We start from the raw sequence: 16,617 nt of genomic DNA, 5'->3' as shown, positions 1-16,617 counted from the left end.
TCGAGCTACCCGTCAGGCGTCCGGCAGCGCCCAGTCGATCGGCGCTGCGCCGTGCGCGACCAGAAAGGCGTTGGCCTGGCTGAACGGGCGGCTGCCGAACCAGCCCTTGTACGCCGACAATGGCGAAGGGTGCGGCGCCGCCAGCACCAGATGGTCGGGCCGGGTCACGAACCCCGCCTTCTGCTGGGCATGCGCGCCCCATAGCAGGAAGACGACCGGATTGGGTTTGCCGGCGACCGTGCGGATCACCGCATCGGTGAATCGCTCCCAGCCGCGGTTGCGGTGCGATCCGGCGCGGCCGCTCTCGACGCTCATCACCGTGTTGAGCAGCAGCACGCCCTGCCGCGCCCACGCCTCGAGAAAGCCGTGGCGTGCCGGTGCGATGCCGAGGTCGGCGTGCATTTCCTTGTAGATGTTGACGAGGCTCGGCGGCGGCCGCACCCCCGGCCGTACCGAGAAGCTCAGCCCATGCGCCTGCCCCGGCCCATGATACGGATCCTGGCCGAGGATGACGACGCGCACCCGGTCGAGCGGCGTCAGTTCGAGGGCGCGGAACCGGTCCGCCGCCGGCGGGAAGATCGCCTTGCCCGCCGTCGCCTCGGCGGCGAGGAAGGCGTCGAGCGCCGTCAGGCTGGGGCAGGCGAGCGCCTCGGCGAGCGGCGCCGCCCAGCTCGGATCGATCCGCGGCGTCATCCTAGCGTTTGCGGACGAATTCGGCGCGCAGGACCAGCCCCTTGATCCCGTCGAACTTGCAGTCGATCTCCTGCGCGTCGCCGGTCAGCCGGATGCTCTTGATCAGCGTGCCGCGCTTCAGCGTCTGGCCCGCGCCCTTGACGGTGAGGTCCTTGATCAGCGTCACCTGATCGCCGTCGGCGAGCAGATTGCCCACCGAATCGCGCACCTCGACCGCGCCGTCGGCCGGCGCCCCCGCCGCCGCCGCGGCATCCGCCGCGCTGATCCACTCGCCGCTCGCCTCGTCGTACACGAAGCTGTCGTCGTCGTTCTGCATCGCAAACCCCCTTGTCCAGGCCGACGCCCTTACAGCCTGGCGGGCGGGTTAGAACAGCCCCGGCACCTCGCGCCGTGCGGTCGAGATGCGCCCGCTGGTCGGCATCAGCGCCTCGCGCTCGATCGGCACCGACAGCGCCCGCGCCTCCGCCCCCGCCGCCGCGGTCAGCCTGGTGCAGCTCTTGCCCTGCAGGAAGTCGAGCGCGGAGCGCGTCGACGCCTCGCGCGGATCGCCCATCGGATAGGCGATGTCGTCCGCCGCGCGGCAGCTCGCCTCGACCGTGTCGGCGAGGCCGTTGTAATAGGCGCCCTGCCGCGCCGAATTCTGCAACGCGAAGGCGATCACGCGCAGCCGGTCGTCGCACGCCGCCTTGTCGAGCGGGATCTGGCCGACCGGCTTGCCATAGGTGTTGGTGCCGATCAGCCCGGCATTGGCGTGGAGATACGGGATATAGGCGTTGATGACATATTCGCTCGCCGAGGCGGTGCCGCGCGTGCCGATGAACGCGATGCGGGTCGCCGCGACCGACTCCGTCTGCGGCGCGAAATAGGTCGTCTCGTTGTTCGACGCCTTCTCGGGGCGGAAGCTGGTATAGCTCATCACGTCGCCGGTCGAGCGGTTGGCGCCGAGCAGGTTGGTGAGCAATACGGCGGTCGAGAGCAGCCCGCCGCCATTGTAGCGCATATCGACGATGATGTTGGTGACCCCCGCGCTCTTGAACCGCGCGAAGGCGGTGCGCAGCGCGGCATCGGCGGTGCTGATGAAGGTGCGCAGATTGACATAGCCGTAGCGCTGGCCGCCGTCGGTGATGATCTGCGCGCCATAGCGGCTCGACACCGGATCGAGCGTGAAGTCGCTCTTGGCCACCGCGACGGTGCGCGTGCCGCTGCCGTCCTTGACCTGGAAATAGCGCGTCGTCCCCGCCGTATCGGGGCCGAGCGCGGTGTTGAGCGCGGCGCCGGTGCCGTCGCTCTGGAACAGGCTGGCGACCGTCTGCAGGTTGCTCGCGCTGGTGCCGATCGCGAGGATCTCGGCACCGCGGTCGACGCCCGCGGCGAGACCCGGCGCGCCCTCGAACGCCTCGGTGACGTAGAGATGCCCGTCGGCGGTCAGCCCGAAGCGCCAGCCGAAGCCCGCGGTCGATCCGGAGGAATAATACGCATTCTCCTCCTTGATCGAGGTGAGATAGGTGAAGTGGCGGTCCTTGTTCTGCGCCCGGGCGGTCGCGGTCAGCGCATCCAGATAGGTATCGACGCTGGCATAAGGCGTCGGGTCGAGGCTGGCGGGCAAGGTGTCGTAGAACAGATACCATTCGCGCATCTGCGCCGCGACCCAGTCCTGCCGGTCGCGCAGCGAGCAGCCGGCGACCGCGGTCGGGGTGGGCGTCGGCGCGGGCGTGCCGGTCGTCGGGGCGTTGCCGGTGCCGTTGCCGGCGGTCAGGGACGACCCGCCGCCGCCGCCGCAGCCGGCCAGCATCGCGGTCATCGCCAGCAGTGTCACCGAACGCCGTATCGTCACCGATTGTCTCCCCACCCGATCCGCGCAAGTCTAGGCCCGCGCCGGAGCGCCGGCAATCGCGATCGCAGCCGCAAGCGGATTGATCCGGATCAGTGCCGGCCGACGCAACCGTGCCGCCGTCCGGCTCGTTGCACCCCCCGACACCACAGCATGACGGAGAACGACCATGGGCCTGTTCAGCAAGGACATCGCGACCTTCGAGGATCTCTACGTCCACCAGCTCGAGGACATCTATTACGCCGAGCAGCAGATCACCAAGGCGCTGCCCAAGATGATCGAGAAGGCGACCGACGTGCAATTGCGCCAGGGCTTCGAACAGCATCTGCGCGAGACCGAAGGGCAGATCGAGCGCCTGCGCCGCGTCTTCGAGATCGAGGGCCGCCAGCCCAAGGGCGCGACCTGCCCGGCGATCGACGGCATCATCAAGGAAGCCAATGAGGTCGCCGGCGAGGTGAGCGACAAGGCGGTGCTCGACGCCGCGCTGACCGCCGCGGCGCAGGCGGTCGAACATTATGAGATCAGCCGCTACGGCACGCTGGTCACCTGGGCGAAGCAGCTCGGCCGCACCGAGAGCGCCGCGCTGTACCAGCAGACGCTCGACGAGGAAAAGGCGACCGACGAGAAGCTCACGCAACTGGCGACGAGCAAGCTCAACGCGCGGGCCGAAGCGGTCGAGGCGTAAGGCGGCCCTTCATCCAGCAGGCGGGTACCCCGGCGAAAGCCGGGGTCCAGTTGGGCGAAGGGTCGTAATGCTTACAACGGCCTTCCCAACTGGGCCCCGGCCTCCGCCGGGGTGCATCAGATGTTGCGCAGAGGCTTTGCCGTTTCGGCGTACGTGATCCGCTCTGTTCCAGCTGAACAGCACTCGGAATGACGGGACGTTGGGACGATCGCTCTACCCCAGGCTCTTCGACGCCTGTTCGAACACGTCCTTCGACAGGCCCGGCGTCGCGACGATCCGCTCCAGCGCGCCGCGCATCAGCGCCGCGCGATCCGAATCGAAACGCCGCCACCGTGCCAGCGGCGGCAGCAGCTTCGCCGCGGTTTGCGGATTGAGCTTGTCGAGCGCGATGAGCTGGTCGGCGAGGAAGCGATAGCCCGAACCGTCCGCCGCGTTGAACGCACGCTGGTTCGCCCCGAACGCACCGACCAGCGCGCGGGCGCGATTGGGATTGGCGAGCGTGAAATCGGGATGCCGGGCGAGGTCGGCGACCAGCCGCCCGGTGTCGTCGCGCGACGACAGCGCCTGCGTCTGGAACCATTTGTCGATCACCAGCGAGTTGCCGGCATAGCGATGGTAGAAGATGTCGAGCGCCGCCTCGCGCTCGTCCGAATAGCCGTTGGCGAGCGTGCCGAGCGCACCCTGCCGGTCGGTCATATTGTCGGCACGCTCGAACTGGCGGAAGGCGATCGTCGCGGCGTCATCGGCGCCGCTCGCCGCGATATAGCCGAGCGCGACGCTGCGCAGCCGGCGATGGCCCTTCGCCGCCGGGCTGTAGACATAGGGGCCGTCCGGCGCGCGCTCGTAGGCGTCGCGCCACCGGTCGGCGAGGCGCAGCCCGAGCGCGCGGCGCAGCCCTTCGCGCGCGCGGAAGATCGCCTCGGGATCGACCATCGCGAGCTGGTCGCCGATGAACCCCTCCGACGGCAGCAGCACCGCCTCCGCGACGAAGGCGGGATCAAGCGTGCGGTCGTCGAGCGTGTTGGCGACCGCGGTGATCACCGCGTCATTGTCGGGCCGCCCCTCGATCGTCGTCGCCACCAACGTGTCGAGCATCAATTGCTGCATCGCCTCGTAGCGCGCGAAGGGATCGTCGTCGTGCGCGCTGAGGAAGGCGAGATCGGCCGCCGACCGGTCGCTCTCGATGATCACCGGTGCCGAGAAGCCGCGGTTGACCGACAGCACCGGCCGTTCGGTGATGCCGTCGAACACGATCGTGCTCGCCGCCTCGTCGAGCAGCACCAGTTGCTCGTCGCCGAGCGCGCGGCCGGTCTCCGCCCCGAACACGCGGATGCGCAGCGGCAGCACCATCGGCTGCTTGTCGGGCTGGCCCGGCGTCGCCGGCACGTGCTGCGCGAGGCGCAAGGTCGCGCGGCCGTCGCCCGCCTGATGCGACAGGCTGGCGGCGACGCGCGGCGTACCTGCCTGGCTGTACCACAAGCGGAACTGGGTCAGATCGCGGCCGCTCGCCTCCTCCATGCAGGCGACGAAATCCTCGCAGGTCGCGGCGGTGCCGTCGAAGCGGGTGAAATAGAGGTCGGTGGCGGCGCGGAACGCCTGCGGGCCGAGGATCGTCGCCATCATGCGGATCAGCTCGGCGCCCTTGTTGTAGATCGTCGCCGTGTAGAAATTGCCGATCTCGATATAGCTCTCGGGGCGCACCGGATGCGCGAGCGGGCCGGCATCCTCGGGGAATTGCGCGGCGCGCAGGCCGCGCACGTCCTCGATCCGCTTGACCGCCGCCGAGCCCTGATCCGCGGAGAAGCCTTGGTCGCGATAGACGGTGAAGCCTTCCTTGAGGCTGAGCTGGAACCAGTCGCGGCAGGTGATGCGATTGCCCGACCAATTGTGGAAATATTCGTGCGCCACCACCGCCGCGATCGCGTCGTAATCGTAATCGGTGGCGGTGTCGGGATCGGCGAGGATGTAGCGGCTGTTGAAGATGTTCAGCCCCTTGTTCTCCATCGCGCCGAAGTTGAAATCGTCGACCGCGACGATGTTGAACACGTCGAGGTCGTATTCGCGGCCGTAGACGCGCTCGTCCCACGCCATCGCCAGCTCGAGCGCGTGGAGCGCGTGCCGCGTCTTCTCGACGTCGCCGGCGCGCACCCAGATGCCGAGGTCGACGCTGCGGCCCGATTGCGTGGTGAACTGGCCGCGATTGACTGCGAGGTCGCCGGCGACCAGCGCGAACAGATAGGAGGGCTTGGGGAAGGGGTCGTTCCATTCCGCCCAATGCCGGCCGTCGTCGAGCGTCCCCGCCGCGACCGGATCGCCATTGGCGAGCAGCACCGGATAGCGCGCCGCATCGGCGACCATCCGTACCGCATAGCGGCTCAGCACGTCGGGCCGGTCGGGGAAATAGGTGATGCGGCGGAAGCCCTCCGCCTCGCATTGCGTGCACAGGATGCCGCCGCTGGCATAGAGGCCCATCAGCTGCGTGTTGCGCTCGGGCGCGATCTCCACCTCGGTCTCGATCGTGTGCGCGTCGCCGGCGAGCGGAACGACGAGCTGCTCGCCCTCGATCCGCCAATCGTCGGTAGCGACGCCGTCGACGCGCACCGCGAGCGGGCGCTGGCCGGCGCCGTCGAGCCGCAACGGATCGCCGCTGGCGTCGTTGCGCGTCACCGACAGCGTCGCGGTGACCCGTGTCGCGGCGGGATCGAGGTCGAACACCAGCCGCGTCTCCGGCACCAGCCAGGCGGGCGGGCGATAATCGTGGCGGCTGATCGCACCGGTCGCGGCGGGAGCGGGCTGGGCGATGGCGTTGAGGGCGTCGAGCATCCACCCTTTATAAGAATGCCGACGCCCGCTGCCAGTTATTCCTCCGGCCGGGATCAGCCTTGTGCTGGACCGAGGCGCTGATACGCTGTCCCGTCACCCACGTCAGGACCCCTGCATGATCCGTACTCTTGGCGCGCTCGCCGCGCTGACCCTCGCCGCGTCCGCACCGGCGCAGACCTCTACGCCCGCCACGCAGGCCAACACGGCCGCCGCGCAGGCCAATGCGCTGCTCAACCGCGCGCTGCCCGCCGATCAGGCGGCGATGAAGGCGCACGTCCTGTTCCTCGCCTCGGATGCGATGAAGGGGCGCGAGGCGGGCAGCCCCGAATTCGATATCGCCGCGCAATATGTCGCCGCGCAATTCTATGCCGCCGGCCTGCGTCCCGCCGGCGATGCGGGCGGCTATCTGCAGACGGTGCCGCTGGTCGTCTACAAGGCGGCGGACGAGGGGACGATGGCGTGGACCGCATCCGGCGGCAAAGCGCAGCCTTTGGTCTTCGGCACGGACTATATCCCCGCCGCCGATCCGGCGCGTGCCGAGACGCGGGTGACCGCGCCCGTCGTCTTCGCCGGTCGCGGCATCGTCGCGCCGCAATATGGCGTCGACGATTATGCCGGCATCGACGCGCGCGGCCGGATCGTCGCGATCTTCGCCGGCGCGCCGGGCACGTTCGCGGGCGAGGAACGCGCCTATTTCGCCTCCGCCGCGACCAAGGCGCAGATCGCCGCGGCGCATGGCGCCATCGGCATCGTCATGCTCGAATCGCCGCGCCCCGCCGCGCGCCAGCGGCCGTTCTCCGCGAGCGGCTACGCCAATCCACGCACCACCTGGGCGACGCCGGCGGGCACCGGCACCAGCCCCGCACCGACCACGCCGGTGCTCGGCACGCTGAGCCAGGCCGGCGCGACGAAGCTCTTCGGCAGCGCTGCGTGGAGCAAAATCGTCGCGCAGGCGAAAGCGGACAAACCCGCTTACACGCCGCTGTCGCTGTCCGGCACGCTGTCGGCGACGACGCGCACCGCCTTCACCCCGGGTGCGAGCAGCAACGTCGTCGGCGTCGTGCCCGGCGCCGATCCGGTGCTCGCGAAGGAGGTGGTGATCCTCTCCGCGCATCTCGACCATATCGGCGTCAGCGCGGGCGGGGAGGGCGACCGGATCAACAACGGTGCGCTCGACAATGCGATCGGCATCGCCAGCCTGATCGAGGAAGCCAAACGCTTCACCGCCAGCGGCAAGCCGCCGCGCCGCACCGTGATGTTCCTCGCGGTGACCGGCGAGGAGAAGGGGCTGATCGGGTCGAGCTATTTCGTCGATCACCCGACCGTGCCGCTCGCCGACATCGTCGCCGACGTCAATCTCGACATGCCGGTGCTGCTCTACCGGTTCGAGGACATGATCGCCTTCGGCGCGCAGCGCTCGACGCTCGGCCCGATCGTGGCGCGGGCGGTGGGCGCGGTCGGCGTCGGCCTGTCGCCCGATCCGATGCCCGAACAGGGCTTCTTCACGCGTTCGGACCACTTCAACTTCGTCCGCAAGGGCATCCCCTCGGTCTTCCTGTGGCCGGGGATCAAGGGCGCGGGCAAGGCGCCGTTCGAGGATTTCCTCGCCAACCGCTACCACCGCCCCGGCGACGACCTGACCCAGCCGATCCTGTGGGACCAGGGCGTGCGCTTCGTTGCGACCAATTACGCGATCGCCCGCGAGATCGCCGACGGCGACGCGCGGCCGGTGTGGAACAAGGGCGATTATTTCGGCACCACCTACAAGGGGCCGATGGCACGGTAGGGTCCGGGCCGGTCGAAGGACGGCTTTCGGCAAACGGGGCTTCGCCAGGCCCGGCCCGAACGATAGGATAGGCCATGCTCCTGATCTTCGGCCTCGGTTACACCGCCGCGCGCATCGCCGCCGCCTGGCCCGGCGCGACGCTCGGCACGACGCGCGACGGACGCGACGGCAGTCTGCGCTTCGCCGACGCGGCGGCGGTGCGGCCGGCGATCGCGGCGGCGACGCACATCCTGTCCTCGGTGCCGCCGGAGGGCGAGGACGACCCGGTGCTCGCCCGCTACGGCGATGCGCTCGACGGCCGCCGGCTCTTCTATCTCTCCTCGACCGGCGTCTATGGCGATGCCGGTGGCGCCTGGGTCGACGAGAGCGCGCCGACCGGCTCCGGCCGCCGCGCCGCCCGCGCCGCCGCCGACGCCGCATGGCTGGCCCGCGGCGCGCGCGTCTTCCGCCTGCCCGGCATCTACGGTCCCGGCCGCTCGCCGCTCGACCGCGTCGCCGCGGGCAAGGCGCATCGCATCGGCCTGCCCGATCAGCTGTTCAGCCGCGTCCATGTCGACGATATCGTCGGCGGCGTGCTCGCCGCGCGCGACGCCCCCGCCGGCGCGTACAATCTCGCCGACGACCGGCCCTGTTCGCAGGACGAGGTCGTCGCCTTCGCCGCGCATCTGCTCGGCCTGCCGCCGCCGCCGGTGGTGGCGCTGGAGACGCTGAGCCCGATGGCGCGCGGCTTCTATGCCGAGAACCGCCGCGTCGCCAACGGCAAGGCGAAGCGCATCCTCGGCTGGCGTCCCGCCTATCGCGATTACCGGTTCGGCCTGCGCGCCCTCAACGCGATGACCAGCCCGACCCCGGTCAGCGCCGCCCCCGCCGCGGCGAGCGGCGACCAGCGATAGCCCTCGAACAGCGTCGACAGCAGCATCGCGATCACCGGCACGATGACGCTCGAATAGGCCGCCTTGGCCGGCCCGATCACGCGCAGCACCCGGTAATAGAGCGGGAAGGCGACTGCCGAGCCGAATAGCCCGAGATAGACGATCCCCGCCCAGTAAGCGGCGCGCGTCTCGATCACCGGCGGCCCGGTCAGCCACCAGGCGACCAGCCCGTCGACGCCCGCCCCGATCAGCATCGACACCGCCAGCGTCGCCATCATCGGATAGCGTTTCGCGGTCGGCGTCGCCTGCAGCACGTTTGCCATCGACGCGGCGAGGATCGCCACCCCGGTGAAGCCGATCCCGGCCAGCGTCGCCGCGGTCCCCGCCGGGCCGCTGCGCGCCTCGTGCAGGAACAGCAAGGCGATCCCCGCCATCGCCACCGCCGATCCCGCGATCAGCTGCCCGCCCATCCGCTGGCCGAGCAGGATGCGAGCGAACAGCGCGTTCGGCACCAGCAGGATCGCGAACACCACCGCGACGAGGCCCGAGGTGATGTGATGTTCGGCGCGATAGACGAAGTTGAAGTTGAGGCAGAATTGCAGCACGCCGACCGCCGCGGCGAACGCCCAGCCGCGGCCGTCGAGCGCGAACCGCTCGCCCTTCACCCGGGCGACGATCGTCATCGCGATACCCGCGACGAGGAAGCGATAGGTCACCGACCAGCTCGGCGGCACCACGCCCAATTGGTCGCGGATCACCAGCCAGGTCGATCCCCAGATCAGCGTCACCAGCGCGAACGGGACGAGGATCGCCGCCCGCGTCGACCGGGGTGCGGCGGCCTCGCTCACAACTCCCCGATCGCCGCCGCGAGCCGCGCCACCTGATCGGCCGGGCTGTCCCACGCCGTCACCAGCCGGATCTCGCCCGCCGCCCAGTCATAGAAATCGAAACCCTGCGCACGCAATGCCGCCGCCTCTGCGGGCGTCGCCTGCAGGAAGACCTCGTTCGCCTCGACCGGGTGGACCAGCCGCGCCCCCGCCGCCGCCGCCAGCTCCGCCGCGCGCGCATTGGCGGCGCGGGCGTTGTCGAGCCACAGATCGTCCTCGAGCATCGCCAGCACCTGCGCGGCGAGATAGCGGCCCTTGGAGAACAGCAGTCCGGCGCGCTTGCGCCGGTACAGCGTCGCCCCGGCAAGCGCGGGCTTGAAGAAGACGAGCAATTCGGCGCTCATCGCGCCGTTCTTGACGAAGCCGAAGCTCAGCGCGTCGACCCCCGCCTGCCACGTCACCGCCGCGGGCGAACACCCCAGCGTCGCCACCGCATTGGCGAAGCGCGCGCCATCCATATGCAGCCCCAGCCCGCGCGTCCGCGCCAGCGCCCCGATCGCGGCGACCTCGTCGGGCGTGTAGACGCGGCCATATTCGGTGGCGTTGGTGATCGAGATCGCATGCGGCTGGACGCGATGCACGTCGTTGGCGATCGCGTCGATCACCGTGGCGATCGTGCCGGGGGTCAGCTTCGCGCCCTCGCCGTCGGCGAGATAGAGTTTGGCGCCATGGGTGTAGAATTCCGGCGCGCCGCCCTCGTCGTTCTGGATATGCGCGTCGCGATGGCACACCACCGCACCGTGCGGCGGACACAAGGCGGCGAGCGCGAGGCAGTTCGCCGCGGTCCCGGTCGGCACCCACAAGGCGGTCACCCCGGTGCCGAACAGATCGGACAGCCGCCCGTCGAGCGCCTGCGACCGCGCGTCGCCGTCATACGCGGTGTCGAGCGTATTGGCCTGCATCAGCGCGGCCATCACCTTGGGATGCACTGGCGCGGCATTGTCTGAGAAGAAGCGCATGCCGAAAACCTTGCGGCGCGCGGCGGGCACCGTCAACCGGCGTTGGCGGACGAATGGCCGCCGCTATTCTGTCTCACCGGAGGAGGCAGCGCGATCGCAGAGGGACTGCGGAGGTGAGGCTCGATGAGCTTCCTCATCGGATTCGTCACCCCGGACTCGTTCCGGGGTCCACCGGGCCGCAAGAGAATGGTGTCTTCTCAAGCCGCTCTCCTCGCCGCGGAGTGGACCCCGGAACCAGTCCGGGGTGACGGAGTGGGAGGGCCGGCCCCCAAAAAATCACCCCAGCCGCTCGGTCAGCACGATCTCGCCCTCGACCTCGATATCTTCGTCGCCATCGAGATCGGCATCCTCGGGCATGTCGAATTCCGCGCTCCAGTCGTACACCTTCGCCGCGCCGCCCTCGATCCACACGCGCACCGCGCCGCTGGTGATCTCGCCGCCCATCGCGCCGACGAAATCGGTGACCAGCGCATCGGCGGCGCTTTCGTGATCGGTCACGCCGGGGATGCTCGCCGCCTCGACCTCTTCGTCCAACTCGATGATCTGCGCCCAGAATCGTTTTGCCATCGTCTGCTTCCTTGCTGCGGGGGGCGGTCTTGCCAGATCGGCGGGCGAAAGGCTCGCCCCTAATGCCGCACGTAGAACAGGTGCGAGCGTACCCGCCCGACCTTGACCAGCGTATCGCGCCAATAGGGCACCATCCAGTCGGTATGGTAATGCGTCGCCCGCCCGACCGCGGCGAAGACATAGCCGCCGAGCGCCCGCCGTGCCGCCCGCCGTGCCGCGCCCCAGCCGAGATGCACCGGCCGCCGGGCGAACGATCCGTCGCAGGTGAACGAGAATTGGCAGCCCGTCGTCCGGTCCGATCCCTGATAGACGACGCCGCAGATCGTCTTGGGAAAACCCGGCGCGCGCACCCGGTTGAGGATCACCTGGATCACCGCCTGCTGCCCGCGGCGGTCGTCGCCGGCCTCGTAGAGCGCGGCGGTGGCGAGGCATTCCGCCGCCTGCTCGCGCGCCGCCGGGCCGCCCTGGAAGCGATAGGGCAGCGCGCGCAGCCGCCGCTTCGTCTCGATCGGCACCGCGGCGTTCGACGCGCGCGCCTCGTCCATCGTCAACGGTTTGGCGACCTGCGCCGCCGGCGGCAGCGCGAACCGCCACGGCCCGACCGACCCCGCCACCACGATCACCACCGCGACGACGCCGAGCAGCAGCAACCACCGCTCGGAAGCGAGATCATGCGCCTTGCGCCGCCCGCGCGGCCGGGAAGAGGTGCGTCGCTGCGCCATGACGCGACCGTCTAGCCGAGGCGGCGGCCGATGCCAGCCCGCCTGCGGTCCGGAACCGCGCCGCACGCACCCATACTCCGGCGACATCGCACGGGCGCTGGCCGGATCGGACGGCTTGCCGAGAGGGCGAAGAGAAGATTTGTTCGCGCAGAGGCGCAGAGGCGCAGAGGCGTAGAGGCGCAGAGGGGTTCCCGCCTCGACCCCAGTGCTCCCGCGCAGGCGGGAGCCCAGGAGTCCCGAACGCGATCGGACGTTGCTCTGCTTGACCCTGGGTTCCCGCGTTCGCGGGAACACTGGATTGCTCCAGCGCCCGCAGATATCCCAAGAAGTAGAACGGGATCGCGCGAAGACGCGAAGACGCGAAGATGTTGCGCTCACCGCGGTCGCGGCCCTTTCCTTTAGGCGATTGCAAAGACAGGACCACGCAGCCCCACGCGATACATCTCCGCGCCTCCGCGCCTCTGCGCCTCTGCGCCTCTGCGCGAACAAATCTTCTATGCCGATCCTCGCAAGGGCATAGGCCGGCGCTGACGGGAACGACATCCGGCATCGCGACGATGCGCGTAGAAGGCGCGAACATATCCCTCATCGCTACGCGTCCAGAGGAGGCCGGATACCGATCCGCCCTATTCCTCATCCCCTTCGTCGCCGCCCCGTCGATCGCGCGGCGGCGGCGCGTCCGGCGGGACCGGCGCGCGGTCGCGGCCCGGCGCGATGCTGATGCTGCCGTCGCGGCCCATCTTCATCTGCATGCCGAAACCATCGATCGTCCCCTCGGGCGCCGCGATATCGCCCATCGGATCGTCGAGCGCCTCCTCGGGGCCGACGACCGCCTCGGGGTCCATCGCATTCTCCTCGACCACCACCGGTGCGACGACCGGTGCGATGTTGAGCGCGGAGACCATGAACTGGCGCCACAATTGCGCGGGGATGCCGCCGCCGTGCAGCCCGGCATTGGGCGAACTGTCGTCGTTGCCGACCCAGACGCCGACGACCAGATCGCCGGCGAAGCCGATGAACCACGCATCGCGGCTGTTCTGCGACGTCCCCGTCTTGCCGTAGGCGGGCAGCGTCAGCACCGCGGCGCGCCCCGTCCCGCGCAGCGACGAACCGAGCAGGTCGAGCATATGGTCGCGGATCCCGTCGGGCATCGTGCGCGGCCCGCCGGTCAGCGACTGATACCAGCTCTTGCTCGCGCCGCTGTCCTCCAGCCCGCGCGGATGGACCGGATATTTGCCGTTGGCGACCGCCGCATAGGCCGCGGTCAGTTCGAGCAGCGACACTTCCGCGGTGCCGAGCCCGATCGTCGCCTCGTTGGGGATCGGCGTCGAGATGCCGAGGTCGCGCGCCGCCTTGATGACGTTGCGCACGCCGACCTCCTGCGTCAGCCGCGCCGCGACGACGTTGCTCGACCGGGCGAAGGCGCGGCGCAAGGTGATCGGCCCGAGATAGCGGTTGTCGTCGTTCTTCGGCTTCCAGCCGGCGATCTCGACCCGGCTGTCGTCGGCCATCGTGTCCGGCGTCATGCCGGCGCGCATCGCGGCGAGATAGACGAACAATTTGAACGTCGAGCCGGGCTGGCGGCGTGCCTGGGTGGCGCGGTTGAACGGGCTCTTGGCGTAATCCTTGCCGCCGACCATCGCGACGACGCGGCCGTCGCGGCGCATCGCCACGATCGCGACCTGCGCCTGCCGCAGCCCCGCCTGCCGCACGACGCGCTCGGCGGTATTCTGGAGCCGGCGGTCGAGCGTGGTCTTCACCGTCGCCTCGGTCTTGATCTCGCCCGCCTGGTCGCGCGCGTCGGGCAGCACCCAGTCGGCGAAATAGGTGCCGCTCGGCAATTGCGTCGGGCGGCTCGCCAGCACGCGCTGCGGCTCGACCTCGGCGGCCTCGGCCTTGGTGATGAAGCCCGCCTCGGCCATCGCGCGCACCACCAGCATCTCGCGCTTGCGCGCGCCCTCCAGATTGCTGGTCGGCGCCAGCCGCGACGGCGCCTTGACCAGCCCGGCGAGCATCGCCGCCTGGCCGACGTTCATCTTCTCGGGCTCGCGGCCGAAATAATGTTTCGACGCGGCGCGCAGGCCATAGACGTTGTCGCCGAAATAGACGTTCGACAGATAGCGCGACAGGATCTCGTCCTTGCTCAGCCATGCCTCGAGCCAGAAGGAGATCATCACCTCGCGGATCTTGCGTGCGGCGGTACGGTCCGAATCGAGGAAGGCGTTCTTGGCGAGCTGCTGCGTGATCGTGCTGCCGCCCTCGCGCACCCCGCCCGAGCCGACGTTGTGGACGAAGGCGCGCAGGATGCCGCGCGGGTCGATCCCCCAATGCGAGCGGAAGCGGCGATCCTCGATTGCCAGGAACGCATTGGTGACGTGCGCGGGCAGCTTGGCCGCGTCGACCGGCGCGCCGATGATCGCGCCGCGGCGGGCGATCGGCGTGCCGTCGTCGGCGGTCAGCGTGATCGACGGCGGCGTCGGCGGCTTGAGCGAGCGGCTCAGCGGCGCGGTGACCGCGAGCCAGCCGATCGCGATCACCAGCAGGATGATCCCCACGCCGATGCCGCGCACGATCCAGCGGCCGATGTTGCGCGGGCTGCGCGGCGACGGCGGCAGGTCGCCGCCGGCCGGATCGTCGCGGTCGATGAAGTCGTCGAAGCGGCCGCCCAGGCGGTGGTCGCGCGGCGTCTCGTCGTCCAGCTCGTAACGCCGGCCGATCGTATTGCGGCGGTTGGTATCGACGGGTTCGTGACGCATCGGCTCGTCCCAGCGGTCAGCCATAAGGTGTATTACAATCCTAAAACAGCTGAGGCAAGGGCACGCGTCTCTGCGTGAGGTTAGCGAAGTTTACCTTGGCTGGCGCCGTCCGTCGAGCCGCGCTATCGCAGGCGTCATGGCAGTCGATCCCGCTTCTCCCCCTCTCGTCGTCGGCATCGGCGGCACCATCGGCGGCATCTCGTCGACCGAGCGCGCGCTGCGCATCGCGCTCGACGCCGCCGAGCGCGAGGGCTTCCGCACGCGGATGTTCGGCGGCGCCGACATGGCCCGCCTGCCGCTCTACGACCCGCGCGCGACCAGCCGTACCGCCGACGAGGAGGCGTTCGTCGACGCGGTGCGCCAGGCCTCGGCGGTGATCATCGCCAGCCCCGGCTATCACGGCAGCATCTCGGGCGTGGTCAAGAACGCGCTCGACCTGCTCGAGGAGACGGCGAAGGACGCGCGCCCCTATCTCGCCGACATGCCGGTCGGGCTGATCGCGACGGCCTATGGCTGGCAGGCGACGGGCTCGACGATCGCGGCGCTGCGCTCGATCGTCCACGCGCTGCGCGGCTGGCCGACCCCCTTCGCCGCGGCGATCAACACGCAGATCACCAAGTTCGATGCCGAGGGCGGCGCGAGCGACCCCGCGGTGGTCGAGCAGCTCGGCATCGTCGGCCGGCAGGTCGCGCGCTTCGCTCCGCTCGCGGTCGCATAGCGCCCCGCGGGGCGGGGATCAGGCGAAGACCGGTTTGGCCGCCACCGTCTCCTCCAGCAGCCCCTGCCGCTTGGCGACGATCGCCGGGATCAGCGCCTGCCCCGCGACGTTGACCGCGGTCCGGCCCATGTCGAGGATCGGGTCGATCGCGAGCAATAGCCCAGCGCCCTCCAGTGGCAGGCCGAGCGTCGACAAGGTGAGCGTCAGCATCACCAACGCGCCGGTCAGCCCCGCGGTCGCCGCCGAGCCGAGCACCGAGACGAGGACGATCAGCAGATAGTCCACGCCGTGCAGCGGGATATTGTAATATTGCGCGACGAACAGGGCCGCGACCGCGGGATAGATGGCGGCGCAGCCGTCCATCTTGGTCGTCGCCGCGAACGGCACCGCGAAGGCGGCATAGCTGCGCGACACGCCGAGCCGCTCGACCACCTGTTCGGTGACGGGCAGCGTCGCGATCGACGAGCGCGAGACGAAGCCCAATTGGATCGCCGGCCAGGCGGTGGCGAAGAAGCGCTTCGGGCTCATGCCGTTGGCGAGCAGCAGCAACGGATAGACGACGAACAGCACGAGGCCGAGGCCGATATAGATGGCGATCGCGAAGGTGCCGAGCGCCGACAGCGACTGCCAGCCGTAGCGGACGATCGCGCTGCCAAGCAAAGCGCCGGTGCCGATCGGGGTGAGGCGGACGACCCAGCGCAGGATGCGGCGGAAGATCGCCAGCGCCGAGGCGTTGAAGGCGAGGAACGGCGCGCCCGCCTCGCCGGTGCGGACCGCGGCGACGCCGATCGCGATCGCGACGACGATGAGCTGGAGCACGTTGAACGACAGGCCGGTCTTCGCAGTGCCGTCGGCGAGCCTGGTCGAGGCTTCGAGGCCGAGGATATTGGCCGGCACCAGCCCGCGCAGGAAGTCGAGCCACGAGCCTGCGGTATCGGGGCGCACCGCGGCGGCGGCGCTGACCCCGGCATGCGCGCCGGGTTGCAGCAACGTGCCGAGCGTCAGGCCGATCGACACCGCGATCAGCGCCGACAGCCCGAACCAGAGGAAGGTGCCGGTGACCAGCCGCGCGGCATTGTTGAGGTCGCGCAGCGCGGCGATCGACGCGACGATCGCGGTGAAGACGAGCGGCACGACCAATGCCTTGAGCAATTGCACGAAGATGTCGCCGACGATCTTCAGCCCCTCGGCGAGACCGGGCAGCGCATAGCTGCGCGCAACGAAGCCGAGCGCGAGCCCGATCGCCATGCCGATGAAGACCTGCACGCCGAAGGGCGGGCGGGTCATTGCGCGAAGGTCCTGATCATCGCGGCGATGT

14 protein-coding genes are annotated in these 16,617 nt (G+C 69.8%); 4 read left to right on the top strand and 10 right to left on the bottom strand.

Translation table 11 applies throughout. From position 1 onward, the window contains the following. Nucleotides 1-12: 12 nt before the first annotated feature. Genes ung through AC07UH_RS00755 form a run of 3 tightly spaced genes read right to left on the bottom strand, consistent with a single transcriptional unit; the run spans nucleotide 13 to nucleotide 2,494 of the window. The gene (ung, locus tag AC07UH_RS00765) at nucleotides 13-693 is read right to left on the bottom strand and encodes a uracil-DNA glycosylase (RefSeq protein WP_495179673.1); all 681 of its coding nucleotides are present in this window, start codon (nucleotides 691-693) and stop codon (nucleotides 13-15) included. A 1-nt stretch (nucleotide 694) separates the two neighbouring features. After that, nucleotides 695-1,009, bottom strand: coding sequence for an alkylphosphonate utilization protein (locus tag AC07UH_RS00760; protein WP_495179674.1), 315 nt, complete (start codon nucleotides 1,007-1,009; stop codon nucleotides 695-697). 48 nt (nucleotides 1,010-1,057) lie between these two features. After that, nucleotides 1,058-2,494: a S41 family peptidase gene (locus tag AC07UH_RS00755; RefSeq protein ID WP_137898221.1), complete on the bottom strand. Its 1,437-nt coding sequence runs from the start codon at nucleotides 2,492-2,494 to the stop codon at nucleotides 1,058-1,060. A gap of 199 nt (nucleotides 2,495-2,693) precedes the next feature. Between AC07UH_RS00755 and AC07UH_RS00750 the strand changes: the two genes are divergently transcribed. After that, nucleotides 2,694-3,209 (top strand): YciE/YciF ferroxidase family protein, encoded by a 516-nt coding sequence (locus AC07UH_RS00750; RefSeq protein ID WP_038664778.1) that lies wholly within the window; start codon nucleotides 2,694-2,696, stop codon nucleotides 3,207-3,209. Between the two features lie 213 nt (nucleotides 3,210-3,422). Here the strand turns inward: AC07UH_RS00750 and pepN are convergent, their stop codons facing one another. Then, nucleotides 3,423-6,032 (bottom strand): aminopeptidase N, encoded by a 2,610-nt coding sequence (gene pepN, locus AC07UH_RS00745; RefSeq protein ID WP_495179675.1) that lies wholly within the window; start codon nucleotides 6,030-6,032, stop codon nucleotides 3,423-3,425. Between the two features lie 115 nt (nucleotides 6,033-6,147). Here pepN and AC07UH_RS00740 point away from each other — a divergent pair, with 115 nt between their 5' ends. Both AC07UH_RS00740 and AC07UH_RS00735 read left to right on the top strand, forming a co-directional pair. Continuing rightward, a complete protein-coding gene (locus tag AC07UH_RS00740; protein WP_495179676.1) occupies nucleotides 6,148-7,818 on the top strand; it encodes a M28 family peptidase in 1,671 nt (556 codons plus the stop codon). A 74-nt stretch (nucleotides 7,819-7,892) separates the two neighbouring features. Further along, nucleotides 7,893-8,711, top strand: a complete 819-nt coding sequence (locus AC07UH_RS00735; protein ID WP_495179677.1) for a Rossmann-fold NAD(P)-binding domain-containing protein — start codon at nucleotides 7,893-7,895, stop codon at nucleotides 8,709-8,711. Here the strand turns inward: AC07UH_RS00735 and AC07UH_RS00730 are convergent. The 5 genes from AC07UH_RS00730 to AC07UH_RS00710 all read right to left on the bottom strand — a co-directional run bounded on the left by AC07UH_RS00730 (nucleotide 8,621) and on the right by AC07UH_RS00710 (nucleotide 14,605). Beyond that, a complete protein-coding gene (locus tag AC07UH_RS00730; protein ID WP_495179678.1) occupies nucleotides 8,621-9,538 on the bottom strand; it encodes a DMT family transporter in 918 nt (305 codons plus the stop codon). The genes AC07UH_RS00735 and AC07UH_RS00730 overlap by 91 nt on opposite strands. Further along, nucleotides 9,535-10,536, bottom strand: coding sequence for a threonine aldolase family protein (locus AC07UH_RS00725; RefSeq protein ID WP_495179679.1), 1,002 nt, complete (start codon nucleotides 10,534-10,536; stop codon nucleotides 9,535-9,537). The genes AC07UH_RS00730 and AC07UH_RS00725 overlap by 4 nt, the downstream gene beginning before the upstream one ends. A 276-nt stretch (nucleotides 10,537-10,812) precedes the next feature. Further along, nucleotides 10,813-11,103, bottom strand: coding sequence for a hypothetical protein (locus AC07UH_RS00720; RefSeq protein ID WP_038664791.1), 291 nt, complete (start codon nucleotides 11,101-11,103; stop codon nucleotides 10,813-10,815). Nucleotides 11,104-11,162: 59 nt separating this feature from the next. Beyond that, nucleotides 11,163-11,825 carry a cell wall hydrolase gene (locus tag AC07UH_RS00715; protein ID WP_495179680.1) on the bottom strand — a complete coding sequence of 221 codons (663 nt, stop codon included), beginning with the start codon at nucleotides 11,823-11,825 and terminating at the stop codon, nucleotides 11,163-11,165. Nucleotides 11,826-12,451: 626 nt separating this feature from the next. Beyond that, on the bottom strand, nucleotides 12,452-14,605 hold the full coding sequence (locus AC07UH_RS00710; RefSeq protein WP_495179681.1) for a transglycosylase domain-containing protein: 2,154 nt from the start codon (nucleotides 14,603-14,605) through the stop codon (nucleotides 12,452-12,454). Nucleotides 14,606-14,717: 112 nt separating this feature from the next. Here AC07UH_RS00710 and AC07UH_RS00705 point away from each other — a divergent pair, with 112 nt between their 5' ends. Next, nucleotides 14,718-15,299: an NADPH-dependent FMN reductase gene (locus AC07UH_RS00705; protein WP_495179682.1), complete on the top strand. Its 582-nt coding sequence runs from the start codon at nucleotides 14,718-14,720 to the stop codon at nucleotides 15,297-15,299. 18 nt (nucleotides 15,300-15,317) lie between these two features. Here the strand turns inward: AC07UH_RS00705 and AC07UH_RS00700 are convergent, their stop codons facing one another. After that, nucleotides 15,318-16,586 carry a dicarboxylate/amino acid:cation symporter gene (locus tag AC07UH_RS00700; RefSeq protein WP_495179683.1) on the bottom strand — a complete coding sequence of 423 codons (1,269 nt, stop codon included), beginning with the start codon at nucleotides 16,584-16,586 and terminating at the stop codon, nucleotides 15,318-15,320. Between the last annotated feature and the right edge of the window lie 31 nt (nucleotides 16,587-16,617).

It is taken from the genome of Sphingomonas sp. GW821-FHT04B01 (genome assembly GCF_059420425.1).
The sequence above is the reverse complement of the archived record's forward strand: the minus strand, read 5'-3'. Positions and strand labels throughout refer to the sequence as shown.

Excerpts from the sequence above, each read along its gene's own strand:
- ung (WP_495179673.1), bottom strand. The coding sequence starts at position 693 with ATGACGCCGCGGATCGATCCGAGCTGGGCGGCGCCGCTCGCCGAGGCG.
- AC07UH_RS00760 (WP_495179674.1), bottom strand. The coding sequence starts at position 1,009 with ATGCAGAACGACGACGACAGCTTCGTGTACGACGAGGCGAGCGGCGAG.
- AC07UH_RS00755 (WP_137898221.1), bottom strand. The coding sequence starts at position 2,494 with ATGACCGCGATGCTGGCCGGCTGCGGCGGCGGCGGCGGGTCGTCCCTG.
- AC07UH_RS00750 (WP_038664778.1), top strand. The coding sequence starts at position 2,694 with ATGGGCCTGTTCAGCAAGGACATCGCGACCTTCGAGGATCTCTACGTC.
- pepN (WP_495179675.1), bottom strand. The coding sequence starts at position 6,032 with ATGCTCGACGCCCTCAACGCCATCGCCCAGCCCGCTCCCGCCGCGACC.
- AC07UH_RS00740 (WP_495179676.1), top strand. The coding sequence starts at position 6,148 with ATGATCCGTACTCTTGGCGCGCTCGCCGCGCTGACCCTCGCCGCGTCC.
- AC07UH_RS00735 (WP_495179677.1), top strand. The coding sequence starts at position 7,893 with ATGCTCCTGATCTTCGGCCTCGGTTACACCGCCGCGCGCATCGCCGCC.
- AC07UH_RS00725 (WP_495179679.1), bottom strand. The coding sequence starts at position 10,536 with ATGCGCTTCTTCTCAGACAATGCCGCGCCAGTGCATCCCAAGGTGATG.
- AC07UH_RS00720 (WP_038664791.1), bottom strand. The coding sequence starts at position 11,103 with ATGGCAAAACGATTCTGGGCGCAGATCATCGAGTTGGACGAAGAGGTC.
- AC07UH_RS00715 (WP_495179680.1), bottom strand. The coding sequence starts at position 11,825 with ATGGCGCAGCGACGCACCTCTTCCCGGCCGCGCGGGCGGCGCAAGGCG.
- AC07UH_RS00710 (WP_495179681.1), bottom strand. The coding sequence starts at position 14,605 with ATGGCTGACCGCTGGGACGAGCCGATGCGTCACGAACCCGTCGATACC.
- AC07UH_RS00705 (WP_495179682.1), top strand. The coding sequence starts at position 14,718 with ATGGCAGTCGATCCCGCTTCTCCCCCTCTCGTCGTCGGCATCGGCGGC.
- AC07UH_RS00700 (WP_495179683.1), bottom strand. The coding sequence starts at position 16,586 with ATGACCCGCCCGCCCTTCGGCGTGCAGGTCTTCATCGGCATGGCGATC.